This window comes from Pseudomonas sichuanensis (assembly GCF_024749065.1).
In the GTDB taxonomy this organism is placed as follows: Bacteria; Pseudomonadota; Gammaproteobacteria; order Pseudomonadales; family Pseudomonadaceae; genus Aquipseudomonas; species Aquipseudomonas sichuanensis.
This window is the reverse complement of record NZ_CP087185.1, coordinates 4,407,995-4,432,466: the sequence shown is the minus strand read 5'-3', so window position 1 is coordinate 4,432,466 and position 24,472 is coordinate 4,407,995. Positions and strand designations below refer to the sequence as shown.

Annotated in this window: 14 protein-coding genes and 1 pseudogene; 9 read left to right on the top strand and 6 right to left on the bottom strand. The window is 63.9% G+C overall.

The features are described from left to right. Positions 1–76 precede the first annotated feature (76 nt). Together LOY51_RS20020 and LOY51_RS20015 are read left to right on the top strand one after the other, a co-directional pair. A complete protein-coding gene (locus LOY51_RS20020; RefSeq protein WP_110996368.1) occupies positions 77–469 on the top strand; it encodes a transcriptional regulator in 393 nt (130 codons plus the stop codon). A 106-nt stretch (positions 470–575) separates the two neighbouring features. Continuing rightward, positions 576–1,502 carry a DMT family transporter gene (locus LOY51_RS20015; RefSeq protein WP_258642753.1) on the top strand — a complete coding sequence of 309 codons (927 nt, stop codon included), beginning with the start codon at positions 576–578 and terminating at the stop codon, positions 1,500–1,502. A gap of 25 nt (positions 1,503–1,527) precedes the next feature. Here LOY51_RS20015 and LOY51_RS20010 read toward each other — a convergent pair whose 3' ends face one another. Then, complete coding sequence (locus tag LOY51_RS20010) at positions 1,528–2,700, bottom strand: MFS transporter (RefSeq protein WP_258642752.1); 1,173 nt, start codon at positions 2,698–2,700, stop codon at positions 1,528–1,530. A gap of 107 nt (positions 2,701–2,807) precedes the next feature. On the opposite strand from LOY51_RS20010, the gene ptrR reads away from it, so the two are divergent. Together ptrR and LOY51_RS20000 are read left to right on the top strand one after the other, a co-directional pair. Then, positions 2,808–3,701: a putrescine utilization regulator PtrR gene (gene ptrR, locus LOY51_RS20005; protein WP_125859585.1), complete on the top strand. Its 894-nt coding sequence runs from the start codon at positions 2,808–2,810 to the stop codon at positions 3,699–3,701. 126 nt (positions 3,702–3,827) lie between these two features. Then, a complete protein-coding gene (locus tag LOY51_RS20000) occupies positions 3,828–3,956 on the top strand; it encodes a PA1414 family protein (protein ID WP_256206021.1) in 129 nt (42 codons plus the stop codon). Positions 3,957–4,084: 128 nt separating this feature from the next. On the opposite strand, the gene LOY51_RS19995 is transcribed toward LOY51_RS20000, so the two are convergent. Beyond that, positions 4,085–5,464 (bottom strand): sodium:solute symporter family protein, encoded by a 1,380-nt coding sequence (locus LOY51_RS19995; RefSeq protein WP_125859584.1) that lies wholly within the window; start codon positions 5,462–5,464, stop codon positions 4,085–4,087. 213 nt (positions 5,465–5,677) lie between these two features. Beyond that, positions 5,678–6,628 carry an agmatinase gene (gene speB / locus LOY51_RS19990; RefSeq protein ID WP_110996363.1) on the bottom strand — a complete coding sequence of 317 codons (951 nt, stop codon included), beginning with the start codon at positions 6,626–6,628 and terminating at the stop codon, positions 5,678–5,680. 225 nt (positions 6,629–6,853) lie between these two features. Here speB and LOY51_RS19985 point away from each other — a divergent pair, with 225 nt between their 5' ends. The 4 genes and pseudogenes from LOY51_RS19985 to LOY51_RS19975 all read left to right on the top strand — a co-directional run bounded on the left by LOY51_RS19985 (position 6,854) and on the right by LOY51_RS19975 (position 10,197). Continuing rightward, complete coding sequence (locus LOY51_RS19985; RefSeq protein ID WP_125465068.1) at positions 6,854–7,747, top strand: LysR family transcriptional regulator; 894 nt, start codon at positions 6,854–6,856, stop codon at positions 7,745–7,747. Positions 7,748–7,845: 98 nt separating this feature from the next. Then, positions 7,846–8,190, top strand: a pseudogene (locus LOY51_RS27215) (PAS domain-containing protein); the annotation flags it as partial. A 234-nt stretch (positions 8,191–8,424) separates the two neighbouring features. Beyond that, positions 8,425–9,453: a methyl-accepting chemotaxis protein gene (locus LOY51_RS19980; protein ID WP_374045897.1), complete on the top strand. Its 1,029-nt coding sequence runs from the start codon at positions 8,425–8,427 to the stop codon at positions 9,451–9,453. A gap of 135 nt (positions 9,454–9,588) precedes the next feature. After that, entirely contained in the window at positions 9,589–10,197 is a 609-nt protein-coding gene (locus tag LOY51_RS19975; RefSeq protein WP_125859582.1) for a tRNA-uridine aminocarboxypropyltransferase, read from the top strand. 125 nt (positions 10,198–10,322) lie between these two features. On the opposite strand, the gene LOY51_RS19970 is transcribed toward LOY51_RS19975, so the two are convergent. The 3 genes from LOY51_RS19970 to LOY51_RS19960 all read right to left on the bottom strand — a co-directional run bounded on the left by LOY51_RS19970 (position 10,323) and on the right by LOY51_RS19960 (position 15,372). After that, positions 10,323–11,678, bottom strand: a complete 1,356-nt coding sequence (locus tag LOY51_RS19970; RefSeq protein ID WP_110996359.1) for an HlyD family type I secretion periplasmic adaptor subunit — start codon at positions 11,676–11,678, stop codon at positions 10,323–10,325. A 124-nt stretch (positions 11,679–11,802) separates the two neighbouring features. Further along, positions 11,803–13,938 carry a type I secretion system permease/ATPase gene (locus LOY51_RS19965; protein ID WP_125861375.1) on the bottom strand — a complete coding sequence of 712 codons (2,136 nt, stop codon included), beginning with the start codon at positions 13,936–13,938 and terminating at the stop codon, positions 11,803–11,805. A 60-nt stretch (positions 13,939–13,998) separates the two neighbouring features. Next, on the bottom strand, positions 13,999–15,372 hold the full coding sequence (locus LOY51_RS19960; protein WP_125859580.1) for a TolC family outer membrane protein: 1,374 nt from the start codon (positions 15,370–15,372) through the stop codon (positions 13,999–14,001). Positions 15,373–15,857: 485 nt separating this feature from the next. Here LOY51_RS19960 and LOY51_RS19955 point away from each other — a divergent pair, with 485 nt between their 5' ends. Next, positions 15,858–24,437: a retention module-containing protein gene (locus LOY51_RS19955; protein ID WP_258642748.1), complete on the top strand. Its 8,580-nt coding sequence runs from the start codon at positions 15,858–15,860 to the stop codon at positions 24,435–24,437. Positions 24,438–24,472: the final 35 nt, after the last annotated feature.

Sequence of the window (24,472 nt, the reverse complement as noted above, 5' to 3'; positions counted from 1 at the left end):
TGCCAATCTGAACGCCTGTCGGCTTCTGTCGGTCCCACCTTGTGTAACCCATCCGTTCATTGCAGGAGGCCATTCCATGAGCCGCTACGACTGGGACCTGATCGAGCGCTTGCTGCACGAGGTGCAGAACGGCGCCGGTCATAGCTTCACGCCACGCCCCTATGCCGAACAGCACGCCGCAGCGCTGGCTGCAAATGGCCAGGCACCGGGCGACCTGGACCATCTGAAAACCCGCGCCTGCGAGTACGAGAAGCTTCTGTTCGAACGTGGCTTCATCGCCAGCCGGCCTGAAGAGGACGGCGGCAATGGCGAGAACTTCGTGCTGACCGAGCGTGGCTCACGCCTGCTCAGCCTGATTGACAGCAGCATCCCGGGTTTCGGCCATCCGCGTGAAGTCCTTGACCGGCAGGAGGATGCGCTGGACGAAAACACCTTCGACCAGGTCTCGGCAAACGCGCAGATCGCCTGAGGTCGTTTTGAGGCTGGCAAGTGGCGGGCTGAACGGCTGATAATCGCCGTTCGTCTGCCACTGCCGAGCCCTTGATCATGTCTGTAGAAACCCAGTTGGCCCGCTTATGAGCGAGGTCCGCAAGAACCCTGACGCCTTTGCCCTGCAGGTGATGCTGGGGCTGTGCCTGATCTGGGGCTGCCAGCAGGTGCTGATCAAATCCGCTGCCGTCGACATTGCCCCGGTAATGCAGGCGGCGTTCCGTAACGGCATCGCCGCCGTGCTGGTAGGGCTGCTGGTCTGCTTCAAGGGAGGCTGGGGTCAGGTGGGTATCACCTGGCGTGCCGGGGTGCTGGCCGGTGCGCTGTTCGGGCTGGAGTTCCTGTTCATCGCCGAGGGGCTGAAGCTGACCTCGGCGGCGCACATGTCGGTATTCCTCTACACCGCGCCGATCTTCACCGCCCTTGGGCTGCATTTCATGATGCCCAGCGAGCGGCTGCGCCTGTTGCAGTGGCTGGGCATCCTGCTGGCGTTTGCCGGCATCGCCTTGGCATTCGCCGGAGGCGTCTCGTTCGAGCAGCTCGATGGGCGCATGTTGCTGGGTGACGCCCTGGCTATCCTGGGCGGCTTGGCCTGGGGCGCGACCACGGTGGTGGTGCGTTGCTCGCGGTTGTCCGAGGCGCCGGCGACCCTGACCCTGTTCTACCAACTGGCGGTGGGCTTCGCCGGGCTGTTGCTGATGGCCCTGGTGAGCGGGCAGATCGCTGATTTCGCGCTGACCCCGCTGGCAGTTGGCAGCGTGCTGTTCCAGGGCATCGTGGTGTCGTTCATCAGCTACCTGACCTGGTTCTGGTTACTGCGCAAATACCTGGCTTCAAACCTGGCGGTGTTCTCCTTCATCACGCCGCTGTTCGGGGTGACCTTTGGCGTCGTGCTGCTGGACGAACCGCTGAGCTTGAACTTCGTGCTCGGCGCGGTCCTGGTGCTGGTGGGGGTGATCATGGTCAGCGCCGAGGCTTGGGTGCGGCGGCAACTGCGTAGGATCGTGGGGTAGTTGGCGAGCGGCAGGGGCGCCAGGCTCAACCCGCCTGGCGCAGGCCGGTGCATGACGCGGATCGTGGCACGGCCCCCGTCAGCACCAGTACTCCGGCCAGCCCCAGCCCCGCAGCCGCCATCACCAGCGCCGGCTGCAAGCCACCACTGAAGTGGCTGCTCAAGGCCGCCAGTAGCGGCCCGCTCAACTGCCCCAGGGCAAAGCACGCGGTCAGCAGCCCGGCATTGCGCTGGGTCGCATGGGGCGCCAGTTCCCGCGAGCGCTGCATCACCAGTTGCATGCAGGCCAGGAACGGCCCACCGCAGAGCACTACCCCCAGCCCCAGCCCGATGCCGCCGCCTTGCAGGCAGGCCAGCACACCCAGGCCTTGCAGCCAGAGCGTGGCGGTCAGCCACGCCGAGGTGTGCCCTGGGCGGCGCAGGCTGACGACCACCACGCCCAGCGCCGCCGACAGACCGAACGCCGGCCAGAACAGATCGGCCATCCACTGCCCTTGGAACTGCTGGTTGGCCATCTGTGACAGGAAGGTGGCTGGCAAGATATAGCCAATGCCGTACAGCCCATACACCAGACCCAGGCGGCCGATACCCTTGCCCTGTGTCGGGCCACTGTTGCTGGTGGCCGCGACAGGCGCAGGCTCCAGGGCCCGTGGCAACCACCGCAGCACGGCCAGCAGCATCACCAACGCCGCCATCGCGTAGATCAGCCACAGCGCCGCTGAGCCGAGCCCCAGCAGGTGCGCGCCCAGTGCCAGCAGGCCGGTGACGGCGATCCCGACACCCGGCCCGGCGAACACCAGGGCACCGAGGCGCTGTCGGCCATGGGTGTTGGCCAGTTGCTGGCTGAGGCTGGTGATCATCACCAATACCCAGGCACTGGCCACGCCCGTGCCGAAGCGCAGCAGCAGATGGCTCCAGAAACCCTCGGCGGCCGCTGAGGCGAGGGTGAGCAACACGCATAGCCACAGGCCGCCGTGCAGGCGCAGACGCACCTGGGCCGGCTGGCGGGCGAACATGCCGTCCACCGCACCGAGGAAGTAGCCCAGGTAGTTGGCGGCAGCCACCAGGCCACCTGCCGTAAGGTCGAACTGGCCCTCGGCGATCAGGCGGGGTAGTTGCGGGGTGAGGGCGAAACGGCCGATGCCCATGGCCATCATCAGGGCCACGGCGCTGGCCAGCAGTTGCACGAAGGGCGACATGGAGGCGTCTCCTGCTCGAAGGGTTGCGATGAATGGCAGGGTAGGGCGGATTGACTTTCAATAAAATTGAATAATGATGATCAAGTTGTTCTGTTTTGGAGAATGATATGGAGTTCAGCCAACTGCGTATCTTCCTGGCCGTGGCCGAGGAAGGCTCGATCACCCGCGCGGCCGAGCGCCTGCACCGAGTCCCGTCGAACCTGTCGACGCGCCTGCGCCAACTCGAGGAGCAACTGGGCGTGGAGCTGTTCGTGCGTGAGCGTCAGCGCCTGCAACTGTCGCCTGCGGGCAAGGTACTGCTGGATTACGCCAACCGCCTGTCGGCCCTGCGTGACGAAGCGATGGCCGCCGTGCAAGGCGGGCAGCCGGCCGGTGATTTCGTGCTGGGTACCATGTACAGCACGGCGGCGATCCATTTGCCGGCGCTGCTGGCGCGCTATCACCAGGCCTACCCCGCAGTGAACCTGCAAGTCCAGGCCGGCCCCAGTGGCGATTTGCTGGAGGGGCTGCTCAGCCATCGGCTCGATGCCGCGCTGGTGGATGGGCCGCCAAGCCTGGCCGGGCTGGATGGCGTGCCCTTGTGTGAGGAAGAGCTGGTACTGATCACCAGCCCCGAGCATCCACCGGTCAGCAGCGCCCAGGATGTGGCTGGCAGGGCGGTGTTCACCTTCCGCCAGGGTTGCTCCTACCGTATGCGCCTGGAGGCCTGGTACGCCCATGCCCACACGCCCATGGGGCGAGTGATGGAGATCGAGTCGTACCAGAGCATGCTGGCCTGTGTGATCGCAGGCGCCGGGGTGGCGCTGATGGCGCAATCGATGCTCGACAGCCTGCCGGGGCGTGACCGGGTGCGTGCCCATCGCTTGCAAACGCCGTTCGATCAGGCGGTCACCTGGTTGATGTGGCGCCAAGGCATGCGTGGGGCCAATCTGCAGGCGTGGATCGAACTGCAACAAAGCGAAACGATTGACCGACCGTCGGAAGCTGTCGCCTGCGCTTGATCCGGGTCAAAATCGCCCATATCTGTAAGAACAGGCGCATGCGCAATGCAGGACATCGGACTATGATCTGTATGACGCATCGCAGGATTGATTGACCGTGAGGCTGAACCCGTCAAGGGGGCATTTATGAACGAACGCATGTATAACTGGCTCCACGACCTAGCCGTCGCCCTGGGTTTGCTCCCGCCACCTCTACAGCCGGTGCCGATCCCTACCGACGAAGAACAGCGCAAGCGCCAGCCGCGTCGTCGCTGATACACCAGGCAAAAGGCCGCCGCATCGACAAGATGCGGCGGCCTTTTGCATTGAGGGTACTGCGAATCGCGGGGCAAGCCCGCTCCCACGGGGTCTGATGCGGGAGCGGGTTGGCCCTGGGGTTGGCGTCAGGCCAGGTTGACTGCCGCAGCCGGCTTGCGCGACGCCAGGCTGACCACCACGAAGCTCACCAGGCCGATCGCCAGGCTGTAGTAGATCGGCGAGTTGGCATCCAGGCCATCCTTGAACATGAAGAACAGCGCGGTGACGAAGCCCAGCGACATGCTGGCGATGGCCCCGGCGGTGGTCGCGCGCTTCCAGAAGATCGCCCCCATCAGCGGGATCAGCATGCCGCCTACCAGCAGGTTGTAGGCCAGGGTCAGGGCGCTGATCACATCGTTCACCGCCAAGGCGATGCCCAGTACCACCAGGCCAGTCAGCAGGGTGAACAGGCGGTTGATGCCCAGGCTCGACTGCTTGCCGCCGCGCAGCTTGGGCAGCAGGTCTTCGGTCAGGGTGGTCGAGGCGGCCAGCAGGCCGGCACTGGCGGTGGACATCATCGCGGCCAGGGCGGCGGCCATCAGCAGGCCACGGATACCTTCAGGCAACTGGCCCTTGATCATCTCGGCGAAGGCATTGTTCGGGTTGGCCAGGTCTGGCATCAGCACATGGGCGGACATGCCGATCAAGGCGCAGGCCAGGCCGTACAGTACGCAGTAGACACCCGCGGTGGTACCTGCGCGCTGGCAGACTTTCTCGTCACGGGCGGTGAACACCCGCTGCCAGATGTCCTGGCCGATCAGGATGCCGAAGAAGTAGATCAGGAAGTAGGTGATGATGGTGTCCCAGCCGATGGTGGTCCAGCTGAAGCTGGCCGCCGGCAGCTTGGCCACCAGGGTGTCCCAGCCACCGGCCTTGTACAGGCACACCGGCAGCAGGATGAACATCAGGCCCACGGTCTTGATCACGAACTGGACGATGTCGGTCAGGGTCAGCGACCACATGCCACCGATCGTGGAGTACACCACCACCACACCACCACCGAACAGCAGTGCCAGCCAGAACGGCACGTCGAGCAGTACCTGCAGCACGGTGCCCATGGCCAGGGTCGAGGTCACGCCGATCATCAGCGCATAGGCCAGCATGATCGCCGCACTGGCCTGGCGCGCCATGGGGTTGTAGCGGCGCTCCAGCACCTGGGTCACGGTGAAGATCTTCAGACGCAGCAGCGGTTTGGCGAGGAACAGGTTCAGCGCGATGATGCCCAGGCCCAGCGCGGCGCACAGCCAGAAACCGGAGATGCCATGCACGTAACCCAGGCGCACGGTGCCGACGGTGGACGCGCCACCGAGCACGGTGGTGGCCATGGTGCCCATGTACAGGGTCGGGCCGAGGTTGCGCCCGGCCACCAGGTAATCTTCGTGGGTCTTCGCACGTCGCATGCCGTACCAGCCAAGCGCGAGCATGCCGGCGGCATAGATCAGTACAACGATGATGTCCAAGGCCATTGGGGGTCTCCCGATTATCTTTATTATGGCGAGATCGGCCGTCCGGGCGGGTTCACGCGCCCAGCGGTCCTGTGATGTGTTGGCGGGCCTCTATGGCCCTCCCGAATGGCTCCTGCCGGGGTGTTTCCATGGCTCGACGGGCTGTTGTGGGAGCGGGCTTGCCCCGCGATTGCTAGCGCGGGGCAAGCCCGCTCCCACAAGCCTTCATTCCAATCAGCGGCGTACTACCCCTGGCAGCACGCAGAGCATTTCGAACAACAGGTTGGCGCCCAGCAGCGAGGTGTTGCCGGTGGTGTCGTAAGGCGGGGAGACTTCGACCAGGTCACAGCCGATCAGGTCCAGGCCGTGGCAGCCGCGGATGATCTCCATCGCCTGGATGGTGGTCAAGCCGCCGATTTCCGGAGTGCCGGTACCAGGAGCCCAGGCCGGGTCGATGCCGTCGATGTCGAAGGACAGGTAGACCGGGCCACCACCGACTTTCTCACGCACTTCGGCCATCAGCGGTTCCAGCGATTTGTGCCAGCACTCTTCGGCCTGGACTACGCGAAAGCCCTGGCGACGGCTCCAGTTGAAGTCGTCGGCGGTGTAGCCCTGAGCGCGCAGGCCGATCTGCACCACGCGGTCGCAATCGAGCAGGCCTTCTTCCACGGCGCGGCGGAAGGTGGTGCCGTGGGCGATCTTCTCGCCGAACATGTGGTCGTTGACGTCGGCGTGGGCGTCGATGTGCACCAGGCCGATCTTGCCGTGCTTCTTGTGCAGGGCGCGCAGGATCGGCAGGGTGATGGTGTGGTCGCCGCCCAGGGTCAGCGGGATGACATTGTGCTCGACGATCTCGTCGTAGGCTTCTTCGATGATGCGCACGGCGTCGAGCAGGTTGAAGGTGTTGATCGCCACGTCACCGATGTCGGCGACCGACAGCGAGTCGAACGGGGCGGCGCCGGTGGCCATGTTGTACGGGCGGATCATCACCGACTCGGCGCGGATCTGCCGTGGGCCGAAGCGGGTGCCCGAGCGCAGCGAGGTACCGATGTCCAGCGGTACGCCGATGAAGGCGGCGTCCAGGCCTTGGGCGCTTTGCAGGTGGGGCAGGCGCAGCATGGTGGCGATGCCGCCGAAACGCGGCATTTCGTTGCCGCCCAGTGGTTGGTGGAGAGTCTTGTCCACGGTGGGCCTCATCAGTCGGTCGATTGTTATGTTTGTTCGAACCTGTGCCGCCGCGCGCCTCGATGAACGATGGGGCCGGCGGGCAGGGACATTTCGCCGCAGTCTGCGCAAGGTAGTGCGGCGGAAGAATCGCTACCGACAAATACTTACTTCAGGAATTTCTGAACTATCCGCCTGAAGGCGCGTTAGACTCTGACGATTTCCAGCCCGCGGAACCCTCGCCCCATGGCCTCATCGCTGCCCGACCTGAAACTGCTGCGCATCTTCGCCAGCGTGGTGCGCCACCAGGGGTTCGCCAACGCCCAGCGCGACCTCAACCTGTCGACGTCGGCCATCAGCACCTACATGAGCCAGCTGGAGGGCGCCCTGGGTATCGTCCTTTGCCACCGTGGCCGTGGTGGTTTCAGCCTGACCAGCAAAGGCGAGCTGTTCCATCAGGAGACCCTGCGCCTGCTCGGCGAACTGGATGGTTTCGAACAGTATGCGGCGGCGCTCAAGGGCGAGCTGCGCGGCACCCTCAACCTCGGGGTGATCGACTCCACGGTGGGTGATCGCGCCCTGCCGCTGGCCGAGGCTATCGGTGCCTACAGCCAGGAGCACCCGGGAGTGCATCTGCACCTGTCGGTCTCCAGCCCCTACGAATTGCAGTTGGGCGTGCAGGACAACCGCCTGGACCTGGCCATCGGCGCCTTCTCTTCGCGCATGAGCGGCCTGGTGTACCAGCCGCTGTACCGCGAGCAGCACTGGCTGTACTGCAGCAGCCGCCACCCGCTGTTCGCCGAGCGGCGCATCCCGGAGCCGGTGATCACCCAGCAGCGCATGGTCGGGCGCGGTTACTGGAGCCAGGCCGAGTTGGCCCGCCATGGCTTCAAGCACAGCGCGGCGACAGTGGAGAGCATGGAGGCGCAGCTGATCCTGATTCTCTCCGGCGCCTACATCGGCTACCTGCCCGAGCACTACGCCCAGGCCTGGGTCGACAAGGGCGACTTGCGGGTATTGTCGCCAGCCACCTTTGGTTACCAGGCGCCGTTCTCGCTGATCATCCGCCGCGGCCGCAGCCGGGAACCCTTGATCCAGACGTTCCGCGACCTGCTCAAGAGCCAGCTCAACGTTGGCTGAACAATGTCGTTTTCAGCTCATTCCGTCAGGTCGGTAAAAATTCCTGCAAAACTTGACCACTGACATGATGGCCTTCTGCTAAACATCTACTTGCTTTGATGAATTTCCCACTCATCTGGATAAGCAAGGGATCGCCAACGATGCGCATGAATTTGCCCGTCACCGAACACGAAAGAACCTTTCCCAACCACCAGCGGCTGATTTCCACCACCGACCTCAACAGCCGCATCACCTACTGCAACGACGCTTTCGTGGCCATCAGCGGTTTCACCTACGACGAACTCGTCGGCCAGACACACAACCTGGTGCGTCACCCGGACATGCCGCCGTCAGTCTTCGGCCATATGTGGGACACCATCAAGCAAGGCAAGCCCTGGATGGGGGTGGTCAAGAACCGCGCCAAGAACGGCGATTTCTACTGGGTCAGCGCCTATGTCACGGCGGTGTACGAGAACGGCCGCATCAGCGGCTACGAGTCGGTGCGTTCGGTGCCCACCCGCGAGCAGATCCGCCGTGCCGAAGCGCTTTACGCGCGCCTGCGCGCCGGTCGCTCGCCGGTGGCGTTGGCCGCGCGCCTGGGCCATGGCATCGGTCACGGCTGGCCGTTGATCGGTGCCGGGCTGCTATCGGCCGCCGGCTACCTTTGGTTGCCCCAGTACGCCGCACTGGGGGTGCTGATGGCCAGCCTGTTGGCGGCCTGGTACCTGGTCGAGCACCGGCAGAACCAGGCCATCCGCCGCACCCTGCAGGAGCATCCCAAAGCGTTCACCAGCCCGCTGGTGGCCCTGACCTACAGCGACAACCCCGGCCTGCAGGGCCAGCTCGACCTAGCGATCCTCAGTGAAGAGGCACGTTTGCAGACCGCGCTGACCCGCCTGGTGGACGCCGGGGTCGGGGTCAAGTCGCGGGCCGCGCAGTCCGCCGACCTGTCCGACGCCCAGGCACAGATGCTCGACCGCCAGCGCAGCGAAACCGACCAGTCGGCCACCGCCATCGCGCAGATGGCGGCGACCATCCAGCAGGTCACCCACAACGTGCAGAGCACCGCCCATGCCGCCAGCGACGCCGACCAGCTGGCCCAGCAGGGCAGCGACCTGGCCCAGCAGAGCCTGCGCGCGATGGGCAGCATGAGCGAGGCGGTGAGCGATATCGGCCAGGCGGTCAATGCCCTGGCCGAGCAGACCCAATCGATCGGCAGCGTGGTGGACGTGATCACCTCGATTGCCGAGCAGACCAACCTGCTGGCGCTCAACGCCGCGATCGAAGCCGCCCGTGCCGGTGAACAGGGCAGGGGCTTTGCCGTGGTCGCCGACGAGGTCCGCTCGCTGGCCCAGCGTACCCGCGCCTCCACCGAGGAGATCCACCACATCATCGCCGGCCTGCGCACCGGCGCCGACCGTGCGGTGGCCAGTGCCAGCCGCGGCCAGCAGATCTCCAGCGACAGCGTGCACAGTGTCGAGGCGGTGCAGGAAGCGTTGTCCGGTATCGCCCAGGCGGTCAGCCGCATCACCGGCATGAGCCAGCAGATGGCCACGGCGTCCGAGCAGCAGAGCCACGTGGCCGAAGACATCAACCAGCAGATCGTGCGCATTGCCCAGCTGTGCGATGAAAGTGCCGGGCAGGCCAGGCAGGGGGCCGAGATCAGCCAGGACCTGGAGCGCATGGCGGAGTACCTGCATAGCCTGGCGGAGCGGTTCAACCGGTAGTGACAGACTGTCGGGCCAATCGCGGGGCAAGCCCGCTCCCACGAGGGCTCACTCGTGGGAGCGGGCTTGCCCCGCAATTGGCCCGTAGTCATACAACCAACCTGTGGCAAACTGCGCGCCCCCAAGGAGCCCGCCATGCCCAGACCCCGCTGCGATCGCTGTCAGCGCCCGATCGCCCACTGCCTCTGCCCGCTGATTCCCAGCCTCGACAGCCGTACCCGCGTGGTCGTGCTGCAGCACCCCAGCGAAACGTCGCATGCGCTCAATACCGCGCGCCTGGCAGCCCTCGGGCTGATCAATGCCGAGCTGCGGGTGGGGGAGGTATTCGATGACCTCAAAACGTTGCTGGCTTCGCCGGGGTATAGGCCGGTGCTGCTGTTCCCCGGTGACGGTGCCGAGGTTCTGCAAACCTATGGCGCAGGCATCGACGAGCTGCCGCTGCTGTTGATCGTCCCCGACGGCACCTGGCGCAAGGCGCGCAAGATGCTCTACCTGAACCCGCTGTTGGAGGCGCTGCCGCGGGTGACGCTCGGGCAGGTGACGCCCTCGCGCTATCGGCTGCGCAAGGCGCCGGAACCGGGCGCGTTGTCGACCATCGAGGCGGTGGTGCAGGCGTTGAATGTGCTGGAGGGGGCGGGCCGGTTCGATCCCGTGTTGCGACCTTTCGAGGCCCTGATCGAGGGGCAGATCAGGGCGATGGGGATGGACACATTCGAGCGTAATCACAACCTGGGATCAGACTAGTTCGAGTTTGATGCCTCGACTGGGCCGCATCGACCTTGGCGCGTGTTTGAAATCCCTTGGAACCACACGGGGCCACCCGAGGGCTTATCGGCTGATCCCATGCCCATGCAGGTCGCGCATTTCGATCAACGTTCGCGCAACGCTTCGGTCCGTGCCTTCAACACCGGCTTCAACAGGTAGTCCAGCACACTCTTCTGCCCGGTGATGATATCCACCGTGGCCACCATTCCCGGGATGATCAGCAACGGCTTGTTATCCCCACCCAGGTGGTTCTTGTCGGTGCGTACCTGGATCAGGTAGAACGCGTTGCCCTTGTCATCGGTGACGGTGTCCGCACCGATCAGCTCCAGCTTGGCCTTGAGCCCGCCGTAGATGGTGTAGTCATAGGCACTGAACTTGACCATCGCCGTCTGCCCCGGGTGCAGGAACGCCACATCCTGTGGCCTTACCTTGGCCTCGATCAGCAGGTTGTCCTCGATCGGCACGATCTCCACCAGATCGCTGCCGGGCTGTACCACGCCGCCGATGGTGTTGACCTTGAGCAGCTTGACGATGCCGTGCACCGGCGACACCACGGTGGTGCGGTTGACCCGGTCGTCGATGGCGATGCTGGTGGCTGTGATCTTCGAAAGCTCGGTGCGTTTGTCGTTGAGCTCCTTGGCCGCCTCGGAGCGGAAGGTAGCGTCGGACTCCTGGATCTTGCTGCGGATCTCGGCCACGGCAGCTTCGGCGCGGGGGATCGCCAGGCTGGTGGCATTGAGCTGGCCGCGGGCTTCGACGGTGCGCTGCTTGAGGCGCAGGATTTCCACCGGCGAGATGGCGCCCTTGCTGACCAGCGGCGCCGACATGTCCAGTTCCTGTTGCAGCAGGCCCAGCGCCGAGCGGTATTGGTCGACCTTGGAGCGGAATTCGGCGAGCTCCTGGGTCTTCTGCCGCAGTTGTTCGTTGAGGGTCTGCTTCTCGCTGGCCAGGCGGCGCTGACGTGAGTCGTACAAGGCCGCTTCGTCCTCGGCTACTTGCGGGGCTTTGTCGCGGACGTCCTGCGACAGCACGAAAGGGCGGCCTTCAGCTTCGGCCGACAAGCGCTCGACCTGGGCGGTGAGGGCGTAGCGGTCGGCTTCGCTTTCGCCCTTGTTCGACTTGAACCGGGTGTCGTCCAGGCGCAGCAGGGTGGCGCCCTTGTCGACCATCTGGCCTTCGCGCACGAAGAGCTCGGTGACGATGCCGCCTTCGAGGTTCTGCACCACCTGCACCTTGCTCGACGGGATGGCCTTGCCTTCGCCGACCGTGACCTCGTCGAGCACGGCGAAGTTGGCCCAGACCAGGGCCACCAGCAGCAGGATGGCGGCCAGCCACACGGTCAGGCGCGACAGGCTGGGTGAATCCTGCAGGGTGGCGCCGGCTAGCTCTGGCAGGTAATCGCGTTCAGCGTGCCGTTCGGTGCCTTGGAGGTAGCTGCGTACGCTGTGGAAAATGGACATCTGCTGCCCCCGATGGAGAGTGGAGAGCCTGTGGGAGTGGGTTTACCCGCGAATGCAGCAGTGGCCCTGCTGGCGCTTTCGCGGGTGAACCCGCTCCCACAGAGAGGGTGCTGCACTTGCAGACCTACAAAGCCGAACCGATACGACCCTTGCGCAGTGCATCGATCACCGCATCTTTCGGCCCGTCGGCGACGATCTTGCCGTTGTCCAGCACCAGCAGCCGGTCCACCAGGCTGAGCATCGAGGTGCGGTGCGTGACCAATAGCAGAGTCTTGCCCGGTACCCAGTTCGCCAGGCGCTGGCGCAGTTGTTCCTCACTGCTGTTGTCCATGTGGCTGGTGGGTTCGTCGAGGATCAGGATCGGTGGTTCCAGCAACAGTGCCCGGGCCAGCAGCACGGCCTGGCGCTGGCCGCCGGAGAGCAGTTGGCCGCGCTCGCCCACCGGGCGCTCGAAACCTTGCGGGTGCTGCCGGGCGAGGTCACTGACGCCGGTCAGCTCGGCCACTTCGAGCATGCGTGCATCGCTGACATGCCGCGCACCGAGGGTGAGGTTGTCGCGCAGGCTGCCGGCCAGCAGCGGCAGATCATGGGCGACGTAGCCGATCTGGTTGCGCAGGTCGGCAATGTCCAGTTGGCGCAGGTCGAGGTTGTCCAGCAGTACCTGGCCCTCGTCGGGGTGATGGAAGCCCATCAGCAGCCGCGCCAGGGTGCTCTTGCCCGAACCGCTGCGGCCAATGACGCCGATGCGCTCGCCCGCTTTGAGGGTGAAGCTCACGTCGTTGAGGGCAGGGGCAGCCTGGCCTGGGTAGCGGAAGGTGACGTGGCTGATGCTCACGCCGCCGTGCAGTGTGGTGTGTTCGAGTGCCAGGCGGTCCGCCTGGCGCTCCTGCGGCAGGCTCATCAGCGCATCGGTGCTTTGCATGGTCAACTGCGCCTGCTGGTAGCGGGTGATCAACCCGGCAATCTGGCCCAGCGGGGCAAGCACGCGACTGCCCAGCATGTAGCTGGCAACCAGGGCGCCTACGCTGAGGTTGCCAGCGATGATGCTGTAGACGCCGGCGACTATGGTGGCCATGCCGCAGAACTGCTGGATGAACAGCGTACCGTTGGTGGCCAGGGACGACAGGTTGCGGGCGTGGGCGTCGAGGCGAGTGATGGCGCCGTTGGTGTGCTCCCACTGGTACTGGCGCTCGCTTTCGGCGCCGCAGGCCTTGAGTGTTTCCAGGCCGCCGAGGGTTTCGATCAACAGGGCCTGGCGCACGGCGCCAAGGCTCAGGCTCTTTTGCACGGTGTCGCGCAGGCGCGCCTGGATGAACAGCGCCAGGGCCATGGCCACCGGGAAGGCGATCAGCGGGATCAGTACCAGCCAGCCGCCAAGCAGGCCGATCACTACCAGCATCAGCGCGACGAAGGGCAGGTCGATGATGCTGGTCAGCGTCACGGCGGTGAGGAATTCGCGCAGGCCCTGGAAATCGTGGATGCTCTGGGCAAAACCACCGATGGTGGCTGGGCGGGCTTTCATGCTCATGCCGGTGATGCGTTCGAACAGGGTGGCGGACAGGATCAGGTCGGTCTTCTTGCCGGCCTGGTCCAGCAGGTGGGCGCGGACCATGCGCAGCACCAGCTCGAAGGCGGTGCCGATGAACAGGCCGGCGACCAGTACCCACAAGGTCGACAGCGCCTGGTTGGGGACCACGCGGTCGTAGGTCTGCATGACGAACAGCGGCACCATCAGCCCCAGCAGGTTGATCAGCAGGCTCGCCAGCAGTGCGTCGCCGTACAGCCAGCGGGAATGGCGCAAGGTGTCGCGGAACCAGGCGTTGACCCGCGGAATCAGCGGCGCGCGTACGTCTTCCAGGGTGTGGCGGGGGCGGGCGAACAGGGCCTGGCCGCTGTAGGCCTCGGCCAGTGCTTCGCGCTCGACCCATTGTTCACCGCCTTCGGCCTCGCACGGCAGCAGCAACGCCCGGCCGTCATCCGCCCAACGTTGCAGCACGGCGCTGCGGCCATCGTTGAGGATCAACAGCACGGGCAGGTTGAGCGGCGAGATGGCGTCCAGCGAGCGCTGCAGCACCCGCGCCTGTAACCCGGCACGGGCGGCAGCGCGCGGCAGCAGCGCCAACCCCAGGCGTTGCTCGGCCAGCGGCAGGCCGCTGCACAGGCTGGCGCGGCTGGCGGGGCAGCCATGCAGTTTGCACAGGATCAGCAAGCCATCGAGCAACGGATCATCCACATCCAGGCGCGGTTGGGTGCTTTGCATGCTGGTCACGATGGCCTACTCCTGCCGCGGTGGACGCAAAAGATCCCTGTTTTTTGAGGCCTAGCGCATGTCGGGCAGCCTGGCCTCGTTACGCACTTCGCTCTTGGCGATGGCCTCCGGCGGCAGCGAGATGCGTTGTTTGCCCAGCAGCTCACCCATGGTCGCCAGTACCCGGTACATCGAGAACTCCTCGGTGTAACGCACCTCGGTGTAGCGGCGGTTGGCGTTGTACAGCTCGTTTTCGCTGTCGAGCAGATCGAGCAGGGTGCGTTGGCCGAGGCCGAATTGGTCCTGGTAGGCGGCGCGCACGCGCTGGGTGGTTTCGGCGTACTCACGTGCGGTGGGGGTCTGCTTGCGCGCGTTGTTCATGGCGTTCCAGGCCAGGCCGAGGTTTTCGTTGAGCTCGCGCAGTGCGTTGTTGCGGATGTCCATGGCCTGGTTGATCTTGTGGGCGTCGGACTGCAGGCGGGCCTTGTCACTGCCCCCGCGGAAGAGGTTGTAGCTGAGCTCGACGCCAGCCTGCCAGTCGTTGTTGTCGTGGCCCTTCTGGCCGGCGATGTTGTTGTTGGCGCCGGTGGCCAATACAGCGTCCAGGCGCGGATAGAAGGGTGACTTGGCCACTTCGTACTGTTGCTCGGCGGACTTGATGTCCGCCTGTGCCGACTTGAGGTAGGGGTTGTTCTCGAGCATGCCCTGGCGGGCATCCTGCAGGGTGCCTGGCACTTCGCCCTTGATCGTGACCGGCGTTTCCAGCTCGTCGGGCACGCGCCCGACCACGCTGTAGAAGTTGGTTTCGGCGTCTGCCAGATCGACTTCGGCGGTGTCCAGGTTGTTCTCGGCCAAGGCGCGACGGGCGCTGGACTGATCGAGGTCGGCGTTGCTGCCCACGCCACGCTCGCTGCGCAGGCCGATCTGGTCATTGACCCGCAGGTGGGCCTGCAGGTTGTTCTTGGCCAGGGTCACCAGTTCGCGGCGCTTGAGCACTTCGAGGTAGACCTCGATGGCGCGCAACGCCACGGTCTCGGCGGTGGCCTGGGTGTAGTAGGCGCGGGAGTTGGCCACCGCTTCGGTGCGGCCGACCTCGTTGGCGGTGTTGAAGCCGTCGAACAGCATCTGCCGCAGGCGCAGTTCGGACTGGGTGTAGTTGAGGGTTTCCTTGTTGTGGTTGCGCGTACCGTCCGGGTTGAAGCCGCGGGTGTTGGTGTTGTCCGAGCGCTGGCGGCCATAGCCGCCCACCAGGTCGACGGTTGGGTAGTAACCCCCGCGGGCGAACTTCACATCCTCGTCGGCCGACAGCCGGCTGTTGCGGCTGGCGCTGATCTGGGGATGCTGGTCCACGGCACTCTGCACGGCCTCGGTGATGGACATCGCCTGCGTATTGGCACACGCCATAGCCAATACAATCGCACTGGTGAGGGGGGTTAATGTGCGCATGGGGTACTTCTCCCTGGTCTCTAAAAAGTCCTGCGATCGTCAATAAAATGACGAAATATTAGAATCAAACCGTTTCAGGTTTGTAACAACAGAGCTAAGAACATTTAACGCGCGAACTAAGAAGAATTTCTCATAAGGTATATGCGAAAAAAAACTTATGCGGTCTAAAGAAACCACGACATTGTTTTATTCAGGTGGCTCGGCGAACTGGCTGGGATAGGCAGTTTTCGGGCTTTGCAGAAAGTTCTAGATTTTTTGCGGATAAGCAGTACGGGGAGGACGGCGAAAGCGGAATTTGGCGACAATAAATTGGCATTTACTAATGGCCATTGCCTATCACCGCTATCGCAGCAGTAGTCACATGGAGGGTGATTCCCACGTATGTGACAGTGACGGTCCGGCAAACAGCCCATACGGAACGTTGCACGATTTACCCGGCATGCCTTGATCTGCGAAAAGCCCATCGGCAGGGGAGGCGTGCATTCATGGCCAGATTAGTCGGCGTGGTCAGCAAGGTGGTTGGCCAGGTTTTCGCGGTTGGGGACGACGGCCACCGGCGGTTGCTGGTGGAAGGCGACCGCCTGTTTGCCGGTGAGCAGCTCGAAACGGGGGATGCCAGTGCCGTGGCAGTGCGCCTGCAGAACGGTGCCGAACTCACACTGGGCCGCGACAGCAGCCTGCAGATGACCCCGGAGTTGCTGGCCAATCACGCACCCCATGTGCATACCCCCGACCTGCAACCGAGCGAGGCGCAACTCAGTGATGTCGAGCGCTTGCAAAAGGCCATCGCTGCGGGCGCCGACCCTACCGAGGACGCCGAGCCCACTGCGGCGGGTGGTAACCCCGGCGGCGTGGCAGGCGCGTTGGGTGGCGGGCACAGTTTCGTCATGTTGTCCGAGGTGGCAGGGCGCGTCGCCCCTACCATCGGTTTCCCCACGGCAGGTTTCAACGGTATCCCCGAGCTGGCCAACCGTTACCTGGGCGAGCGGGACATCGACGGCAACGACAGTGGGGCATTGAATCCGCTTGCGCCACCACCGCCAGTCAATCCGCCGGATCACCCGGTCACCCTCAATGGCCTGGAGGTCCAGCCCGGTGAGCTGACCGTGAATGAAGCCAACCTGCCCCAGGGCAGCGCGGACAACCCGGCGGCACTGACGCAGAGCGGCAGTTTCAACGTGGTGGCGCCGGATGGGGTATACAACCTCAGTGTCGGCGGCATCAACGTGGTTACCGCCGGTGTGGTGACCGGTGTGGGGCAGTCCATCGTCACCGGCCTTGGCAATATCCTCACCATCACCGGCTACAACCCGGCCACGGGCGTGGTCAGCTACAGCTACACGCTGCAGAGCAACGAAAGCCATCCCAATGGCGATGGCACCAACAGCCTGATGGAACATTTCCCGGTCAGTGTCACCGACAGCAACGGCAGCCATGCCAGCGGCAGCCTTGATGTGAACATCGTCGACGACGTGCCCAAGGCCAATGCCGACTTCGCCCAAATCACCGAGGGTGACAGCTTCAGCGGCAACGTGCTGAACAACGACGTCAAAGGCGCCGATGTACGCGGCGACGGCCAGTATGTGGTGGGGGTACGAGCAGGCGACGATACGTCGAGTTCCGCGCATGGTCATTTAGGCGACCCGATCTACGGCCAATATGGCTACCTGACCCTGGATGCCCAGGGCAACGCCACCTACCACGCCAACCCCAACCAGGACTTGCCGCCGTGGGCGACGGACACCTTCGTCTACACCATCCGTGATGCCGATGGTGACGAGAGCACCACGACCATCTCGGTCAAAGTACTGGACAGCAAGCTGATCGCCGGCACTGATAGTGAAGTGACGGTCTACGAGAAAGCCCTGGACCTGACCAAGGACGGCAATGACCTGGCCGGTGGCAACGTAGAGGGGAGCGACCCGCATTCCAGTGGCGAAACAGCATCCGGTTCGCTGGCCAATGCGGTCACCGGTGGTGTCGGTGCGTTGACCTTCACCCTGGTCGGCAATGCAGCTGGCCAATACGGCCAGATCCTGCTGAACGCCGATGGCAGCTACACCTATACCCTGACCTCGGCGCCGAACTCGCCAAACCACGTCAATGATGGCCCGAACGTGATCACTGAAAGCTTCACCTATCAGGTGAAGGACTCGGTGGGTAACACGACCACCAGTACCATCGTGATCAGCATCGTCGACGACGTGCCCAAGGCTCAGGCCGACTTCGCTCATGTCACCGAGGGCGACAGCATCAGCGGCAACGTGCTGGACAACGACGTCAAAGGCGCCGATGTGCGCGGCGACGGCCAGTATGTGGTGGGGGTACGAGCAGGCGACGATACGTCGAGTTCCGCGCATGGTCATTTAGGCGACCCGATCTACGGCCAATATGGCTACCTGACCCTGGATGCCCAGGGCAACGCCACCTACCACGCCAACCCCAACCAGGACCTGCCGCCGTGGGCGACGGACACCTTCGTCTACACCATCCGTGATGCCGACGGTGACGAGAGCACCACGACCATTTCGGTGAAGGTGCTGGACAGCAAGCTGATCGCCGGCACCGACAGTGAAGTGACGGTCTACGAGAAAGCCCTGGACCTGACCAAGGACGGCAATGACCTGGCCGGTGGCAACGTAGTGGGGAGCGATCCGCATTCCAGTGGCGAAACAGCATCCGGTTCGCTGGCCAATGCGGTCACCGGTGGTGTGGGTGCATTGACTTTCACCCTGGTCGGCAATGCCGCTGGCCAATACGGCCAGATCCTGCTGAACGCCGATGGTAGCTACACCTATACCCTGACCTCGGCGCCCAACTCGCCGAACCACGTCAACGATGGCCCGAACGTGATCACCGAAAGCTTCACCTATCAGGTGAAGGACTCGGTGGGTAACACGACCACCAGTACCATCGTGGTCAGCATCGTCGACGACGTGCCCAAGGCTCAGGCCGACTTCGCCCATGTCAGCGAGGGCGACAGCATCAGCGGCAACGTATTGGCCAACGATGTGTTCGGCGCCGATGTACGCGGCGACGGCCAGTACGTGGTGGGTGTACGCGCCGGCAACGACACCTCCACCTCGGCCAGCGGCCATGTGGGCGACCCTATCAACGGGCTGTACGGCTACCTGACCCTGGATGCCCAGGGCAACGCCACCTACCACGCCAACCCCAACCAGGATCTGCCGCCATGGGCGACGGACACCTTCGTCTACACCATCCGTGATGCCGACGGCGACGAGAGCACCACGACCATCTCGGTCAAGGTGCTGGACAGCAAACTGATCGCCGGCACCGACAGTGAAGTGACGGTCTACGAGAAAGCCCTGGACCTGACCAAGGACGGCAATGACCTGGCCGGTGGCAACGTAGAGGGGAGCGACCCGCATTCCAGTGGCGAAACAGCATCCGGTTCGCTGACCGATGCGGTCACCGGTGGTGTGGGCGCATTGACCTTCACCTTGGTCGGCAATGCTGCTGGCCAATACGGCCAGATCCTGCTGAACGCCGATGGTAGCTACACCTATACCCTGACCTCGGCGCCCAACTCGCCGAACCATGTCAACGACGGTCCTAACGTGATCACCGACAGCTTCACCTATCAGGTGAAGGACTCGGTGGGTAACACGACCACCAGTACCATCGTGATCAGCATCGTCGACGACGTGCCCAAGGCTCAGGCCGACTTCGCCCATGTCACCGAGGGCGACAGCATCAGCGGCAACGTGCTGGACAACGACGTCAAAGGCGCCGATGTGCGCGGCGACGGCCAGTATGTGGTGGGGGTACGAGCAGGCGACGATACGTCGAGTTCCGCGCATGGTCATTTAGGCGACCCGATCTACGGCCAATATGGCTACCTGACCCTGGATGCCCAGGGCAACGCCACCTACCACGCCAACCCCAACCAGGACTTGCCGCCGTGGGCGACGGACACCTTCGTCTACACCATCCGTGATGCCGACGGTGACGAGAGCACCACGACCATTTCGGTGAAGGTGCTGGACAGCAAGCTGATCGCCGGCACCGACAGTGAAGTGACGGTCTACGAGAAAGCCCTGGACCTGATCAAGGACGGCAATGACCTGGCCGCTGGCAACGTAGTGGGGAGCGATCCGCATTCCAGTGGCGAAACAGCATCCGGTTCGCTGGCCAATGCGGTCACCGGTGGTGTGGGTGCATTGACTTTCACCCTGGTCGGCAATGCCGCTGGCCAATACGGCCAGATCCTGCTGAACGCCGATGGTAGCTACACCTATACCCTGACCTCGGCGCCCAACTCGCCGAACCACGTCAACGATGGCCCGAACGTGATCACCGAAAGCTTCACCTATCAGGTGAAGGACTCGGTGGGTAACACGACCACCAGTACCATCGTGGTCAGCATCGTCGACGACGTGCCCAAGGCTCAGGCCGACTTCGCCCATGTCAGCGAGGGCGACAGCATCAGCGGCAACGTATTGGCCAACGATGTGTTCGGCGCCGATGTACGCGGCGACGGCCAGTACGTGGTGGGTGTACGCGCCGGCAACGACACCTCCACCTCGGCCAGCGGCCATGTGGGCGACCCTATCAACGGGCTGTACGGCTACCTGACCCTGGATGCCCAGGGCAACGCCACCTACCACGCCAACCCCAACCAGGATCTGCCGCCATGGGCGACGGACACCTTCGTCTACACCATCCGTGATGCCGACGGCGACGAGAGCACCACGACCATCTCGGTCAAGGTGCTGGACAGCAAACTGATCGCCGGCACCGACAGTGAAGTGACGGTCTACGAGAAAGCCCTGGACCTGACCAAGGACGGCAATGACCTGGCCGGTGGCAACGTAGTGGGGAGCGATCCGCATTCCAGTGGCGAAACAGCATCCGGTTCGCTGGCCAATGCGGTCACCGGTGGTGTGGGTGCATTGACTTTCACCCTGGTCGGCAATGCCGCTGGCCAATACGGCCAGATCCTGCTGAACGCCGATGGTAGCTACACCTATACCCTGACCTCGGCGCCCAACTCGCCGAACCATGTCAACGACGGTCCTAACGTGATCACCGACAGCTTCACCTATCAGGTGAAGGACTCGGTGGGTAACACGACCACCAGTACCATCGTGATCAGCATCGTCGACGACGTGCCCAAGGCCCATTGCGATTTCGCCCATGTCAGCGAGGGCGACAGCATCAGCGGCAACGTGCTGGACAATGACGTCAAAGGCGCCGATGTACGCGGCGACGGCCAGTATGTGGTCGGAGTGCGTGCAGGCGACGATACGTCGAGTTCCGCGCACGGTAATTTAGGCGACCCGATCTACGGCCAATATGGCTACCTGACCCTGGATGCCCAGGGCAATGCCACTTACCACGCCAATCCCAACCAGGACCTGCCGCCATGGGCGACGGACACCTTCGTCTACACCATCCGTGATGCCGACGGTGACGAGAGCACCACGACCATCTCGGTCAAGGTGCTGGACAGCAAACTGGTCGCCGGCACCGACAGTGAAGTGACGGTCTACGAGAAAGCCCTGGACCTGACCAAGGACGGCAATGACCTGGCCGGTGGCAACGTAGAGGGGAGCGACCCGCATTCCAGTGGCGAAACAGCATCCGGTTCGCTGACCGATGCGGTCACCGGTGGCGTGGGCGCATTGACCTTCACTTTGGTCGGCAATGCCGCTGGCCAATACGGCCAGATCCTGTTGAACGCGGATGGCAGCTACACCTACACCCTGACCTCAGCGCCGAACTCGCCGAACTATGTCAACGATGGTCCGAACGTGATCACCGACAGCTTCACCTATCAGGTGAAGGACTCGGTAGGTAACACCACCACCAGCACCATTGTGATCAGCATCGTCGACGACGTGCCCAAGGCCCATTGCGATTTCGCCCATGTCAGCGAGGGCGACAGCATCAGCGGCAACGTATTGGCCAACGATGTGTTCGGCGCCGATGTACGCGGCGACGGCCAGTACGTGGTGGGTGTACGCGCCGGCAATGACACCTCCACCTCGGCCAGCGGCCATGTGGGCGACCCTATCAACGGGCTGTACGGCTACCTGACCCTGGATGCCCAGGGCAACGCCACCTACCACGCCAACCCCAACCAGGATCTGCCGCCTTGGGCGACGGACACCTTCGTCTACACCATCCGTGATGCCGACGGTGACGAGAGCACCACGACCATCTCGGTCAAGGTGCTGGACAGCAAACTGACGGCGTCCGAGGACAACGACGTCACTGTGTATGAAAAAGCCCTGGACCTGCATAAGGATGGCAATGACCTCGCGGCCGGCAGCGTCGTGGGCAGCGACCCAGGGTCGACCGGCGAGACGGCGTCCGGCAGCCTGGTCGGGTCGGTCACCGGCGGCTCCGGTGCCTTGACCTACAGCCTGGAGGGCAATCCGGCAGGGCAGTACGGGCAGTTACTGCTCAAGGCTGACGGTTCCTACACCTACACCCTGACCTCTGCACCGAAAACCCCGGGCGGTGCCAACGATGGTGCCAACACGGTGGTGGAGCACTTCACTTACAAGGCCACCGACGCCCATGGCAACAGTGTCACCAACACCATTGCCATCAACATCGTCGACGACGTGCCCAAGGCCGAGTGCGCAGTGCGCAGCATCACCCCCGGCCAGGTGGACTCCAATATCCTGCTGGTGATCGATGTCTCCGGCAGCATGGCCTGGGACTCCGGCGTGAATGGCCTGAGCCGGCTGGACCTGGCCAAGCAAGCGATCAACACGCTATTGGACAAGTACGACGCGATGGGCGACATCAAGGTGCAGATTGTCACCTTCTCCAGCGGCGCCACCCAGCAAGCGCAGACGTGGGTATCGATCGGCGAGGCCAAGAACCTGATCGCCGGGCTCCACGCCGACGGCGCGACCTACTACGACTCGGCAGCCACCAAGGCCCAGCAGGCGTTCGCCACCAGCGGCAAGCTCGATGGTGCACAGAATGTCAGTTACTTCTTCTCCGACGGTGAGCCGAGCTCGGGCCACGGCATGACCTCCACCCGTGAAACCACGTGGGAGACGTTCCTCGACCAGAATGGCGTCAAGTCTTACGCCATCGGTATGGGCAATGGCGTCAACGAGGGCAATCTCGACCCGCTGGCCTACGATGGCAGCAGCCATGTCGATACCCAGTCGGTGGTGGTTACCGACCTCAACCAGCTCGGCGCGGTGCTCTCGGGCATGGTGCAGGGCGCACCGATCACCGGCAGCCTGATGAGTGGCGGCGACTTCGGTGCCGATGGTGGCTTCATCAAAGCCCTGATGGTGGACGGCACCACCTATGGCTTCGACCCGAAAGCCAACGGCGGGCAGGGCGGTTACACGGTCAGTGGCGGGGTGGACAAGGCGTCGTTCGATACTCTCAGCAACAGCCTCACCATCAAGACCAGCCTGGGCGGCACCCTGCTGGTGAACATGGACAACGGTGAATTCACCTACACACCACCCAAGGACAACGGCGGCCAGGTGGAGAAATTCACCTTCACGGCCAGCGACAACGACGGTGATACCAGCACTGCCACCCTGACGGTGAACATCAACGGCAACCATGCACCGATCGCCGGTGCAGACCACATCATCACCAATATCAGCGGTACCAGCGTCAGCGTGCCGGCCGAAGCGCTGCTGGCCAACGACAGCGATGCGGACCACGATCGGCTGAGCGCGGCGCCGATCACCTTCAACACCGGCTTCGCCGACAAAGGCGCAGGCTTCACCCCGGGCGTCCAGGCGCAGACCGTCTACATGGACGGCACCAAGGACCGTGCCGAAAACCAGTTCCGCACTCTGGCACGCAGCGAGTTCACCAGCCAGTCGGGCAGCATGACCGCGGCACTGGTGGTGGCGGGCTACCTCGGGCTGATCAGCAACAGCAACGCCAACGACGAGGACACCTTCACCGTCACCCTGCGCAAGGGCGAAACCCTCACCCTCGATCACGACCGCCCGGCCGGCAACCTGTTGATGGAGTGGAAGGACGCCACTGGCAGCTACCAGCCGATTGCCGATGGCAAGAGTTTCACGGCCAGCCATGACGGGGTGTACAGCATTCACCTGGTCAACACCGAGAACGCCCTGGGTAGCAGCAAGGCTGCCGAGAACTACAAGCTGAGCCTGCTGGTGGACTACAGCAACGCCAGTAACCCCGTGGTCCATGACACCTACAGCGTCAGCGACAACCATGGCGGCACGGCGACCGGCAACGTCGATATCACTTATCAGGCAGGTCATGTTCTCGAGGGCACGGGAGGGGACGATGTGCTGCTCGCCGGGGCTGGCGACAATACGCTTAACGGCGGGGCCGGCAATGACGTGCTGGTGGCCGGGGCCGGCAATGACAGCCTGTATGGCGGCGACGGCAATGACTTACTGATCGCAGGGCCCGGCAATGACTTGCTCGACGGCGGGCAGGGCATCGACACGGTCAGCTTTGCCAAGGCCGCTGCCGGGGTGGTGGTCGATCTGGGCAACGTCGGTGCGCAGAACACCGGGGGCGCCGGCGTGGATACCCTGACCAGCATCGAGAACCTGATCGGCTCAGATTACAACGATACCTTGATCGGCAATGGCGGCGACAACGTGCTCAACGGTGGCGCTGGCAATGATGTGCTCAAGGGCGGTGGCGGCAACGACACGCTCATTGGCGGCCCGGGTGATGACACCCTGACCGGCGGCAGTGGCAACGACACCTTCGTCTGGCAGAAGGGCGATAGCGGGCATGACACCGTGACCGATTTCACCCCGGGCTCCGATCGCCTCGATCTGTCCCAGTTGCTGCAGGGCGAGAACGCCACCAGCGCCTCGCTGGATGACTACCTGCACTTCAAGGTCAGCGGCACGGGCAGCAACGTGGTGTCGACCATCGAGGTGAGCAGCGTCGCGGGGGCGGCGCCGACCCAGACCATCGAGCTGGCCGGGGTCGACCTGGCCCAGCATTACGGGGTCACGGCAGGTGCCGGTGGGCTGATCGCGGCCGGGCATGATACGGCGACCATCATCAACGGCATGCTCAATGACCATTCGTTGAAGGTGGATACGGTGTAGATGGCCTTGACACCCTCACTGGGCAAGTCGCAGCG

Excerpts from the sequence above, each read along its gene's own strand:
- LOY51_RS20020 (WP_110996368.1), top strand. The coding sequence starts at position 77 with ATGAGCCGCTACGACTGGGACCTGATCGAGCGCTTGCTGCACGAGGTG.
- LOY51_RS20015 (WP_258642753.1), top strand. The coding sequence starts at position 576 with ATGAGCGAGGTCCGCAAGAACCCTGACGCCTTTGCCCTGCAGGTGATG.
- LOY51_RS20010 (WP_258642752.1), bottom strand. The coding sequence starts at position 2,700 with ATGTCGCCCTTCGTGCAACTGCTGGCCAGCGCCGTGGCCCTGATGATG.
- ptrR (WP_125859585.1), top strand. The coding sequence starts at position 2,808 with ATGGAGTTCAGCCAACTGCGTATCTTCCTGGCCGTGGCCGAGGAAGGC.
- LOY51_RS20000 (WP_256206021.1), top strand. The coding sequence starts at position 3,828 with ATGAACGAACGCATGTATAACTGGCTCCACGACCTAGCCGTCGCCCTG.
- LOY51_RS19995 (WP_125859584.1), bottom strand. The coding sequence starts at position 5,464 with ATGGCCTTGGACATCATCGTTGTACTGATCTATGCCGCCGGCATGCTC.
- LOY51_RS19985 (WP_125465068.1), top strand. The coding sequence starts at position 6,854 with ATGGCCTCATCGCTGCCCGACCTGAAACTGCTGCGCATCTTCGCCAGC.
- LOY51_RS19980 (WP_374045897.1), top strand. The coding sequence starts at position 8,425 with ATGGCCAGCCTGTTGGCGGCCTGGTACCTGGTCGAGCACCGGCAGAAC.
- LOY51_RS19975 (WP_125859582.1), top strand. The coding sequence starts at position 9,589 with ATGCCCAGACCCCGCTGCGATCGCTGTCAGCGCCCGATCGCCCACTGC.
- LOY51_RS19970 (WP_110996359.1), bottom strand. The coding sequence starts at position 11,678 with ATGTCCATTTTCCACAGCGTACGCAGCTACCTCCAAGGCACCGAACGG.
- LOY51_RS19965 (WP_125861375.1), bottom strand. The coding sequence starts at position 13,938 with ATGCAAAGCACCCAACCGCGCCTGGATGTGGATGATCCGTTGCTCGAT.
- LOY51_RS19960 (WP_125859580.1), bottom strand. The coding sequence starts at position 15,372 with ATGCGCACATTAACCCCCCTCACCAGTGCGATTGTATTGGCTATGGCG.
- LOY51_RS19955 (WP_258642748.1), top strand. The coding sequence starts at position 15,858 with ATGGCCAGATTAGTCGGCGTGGTCAGCAAGGTGGTTGGCCAGGTTTTC.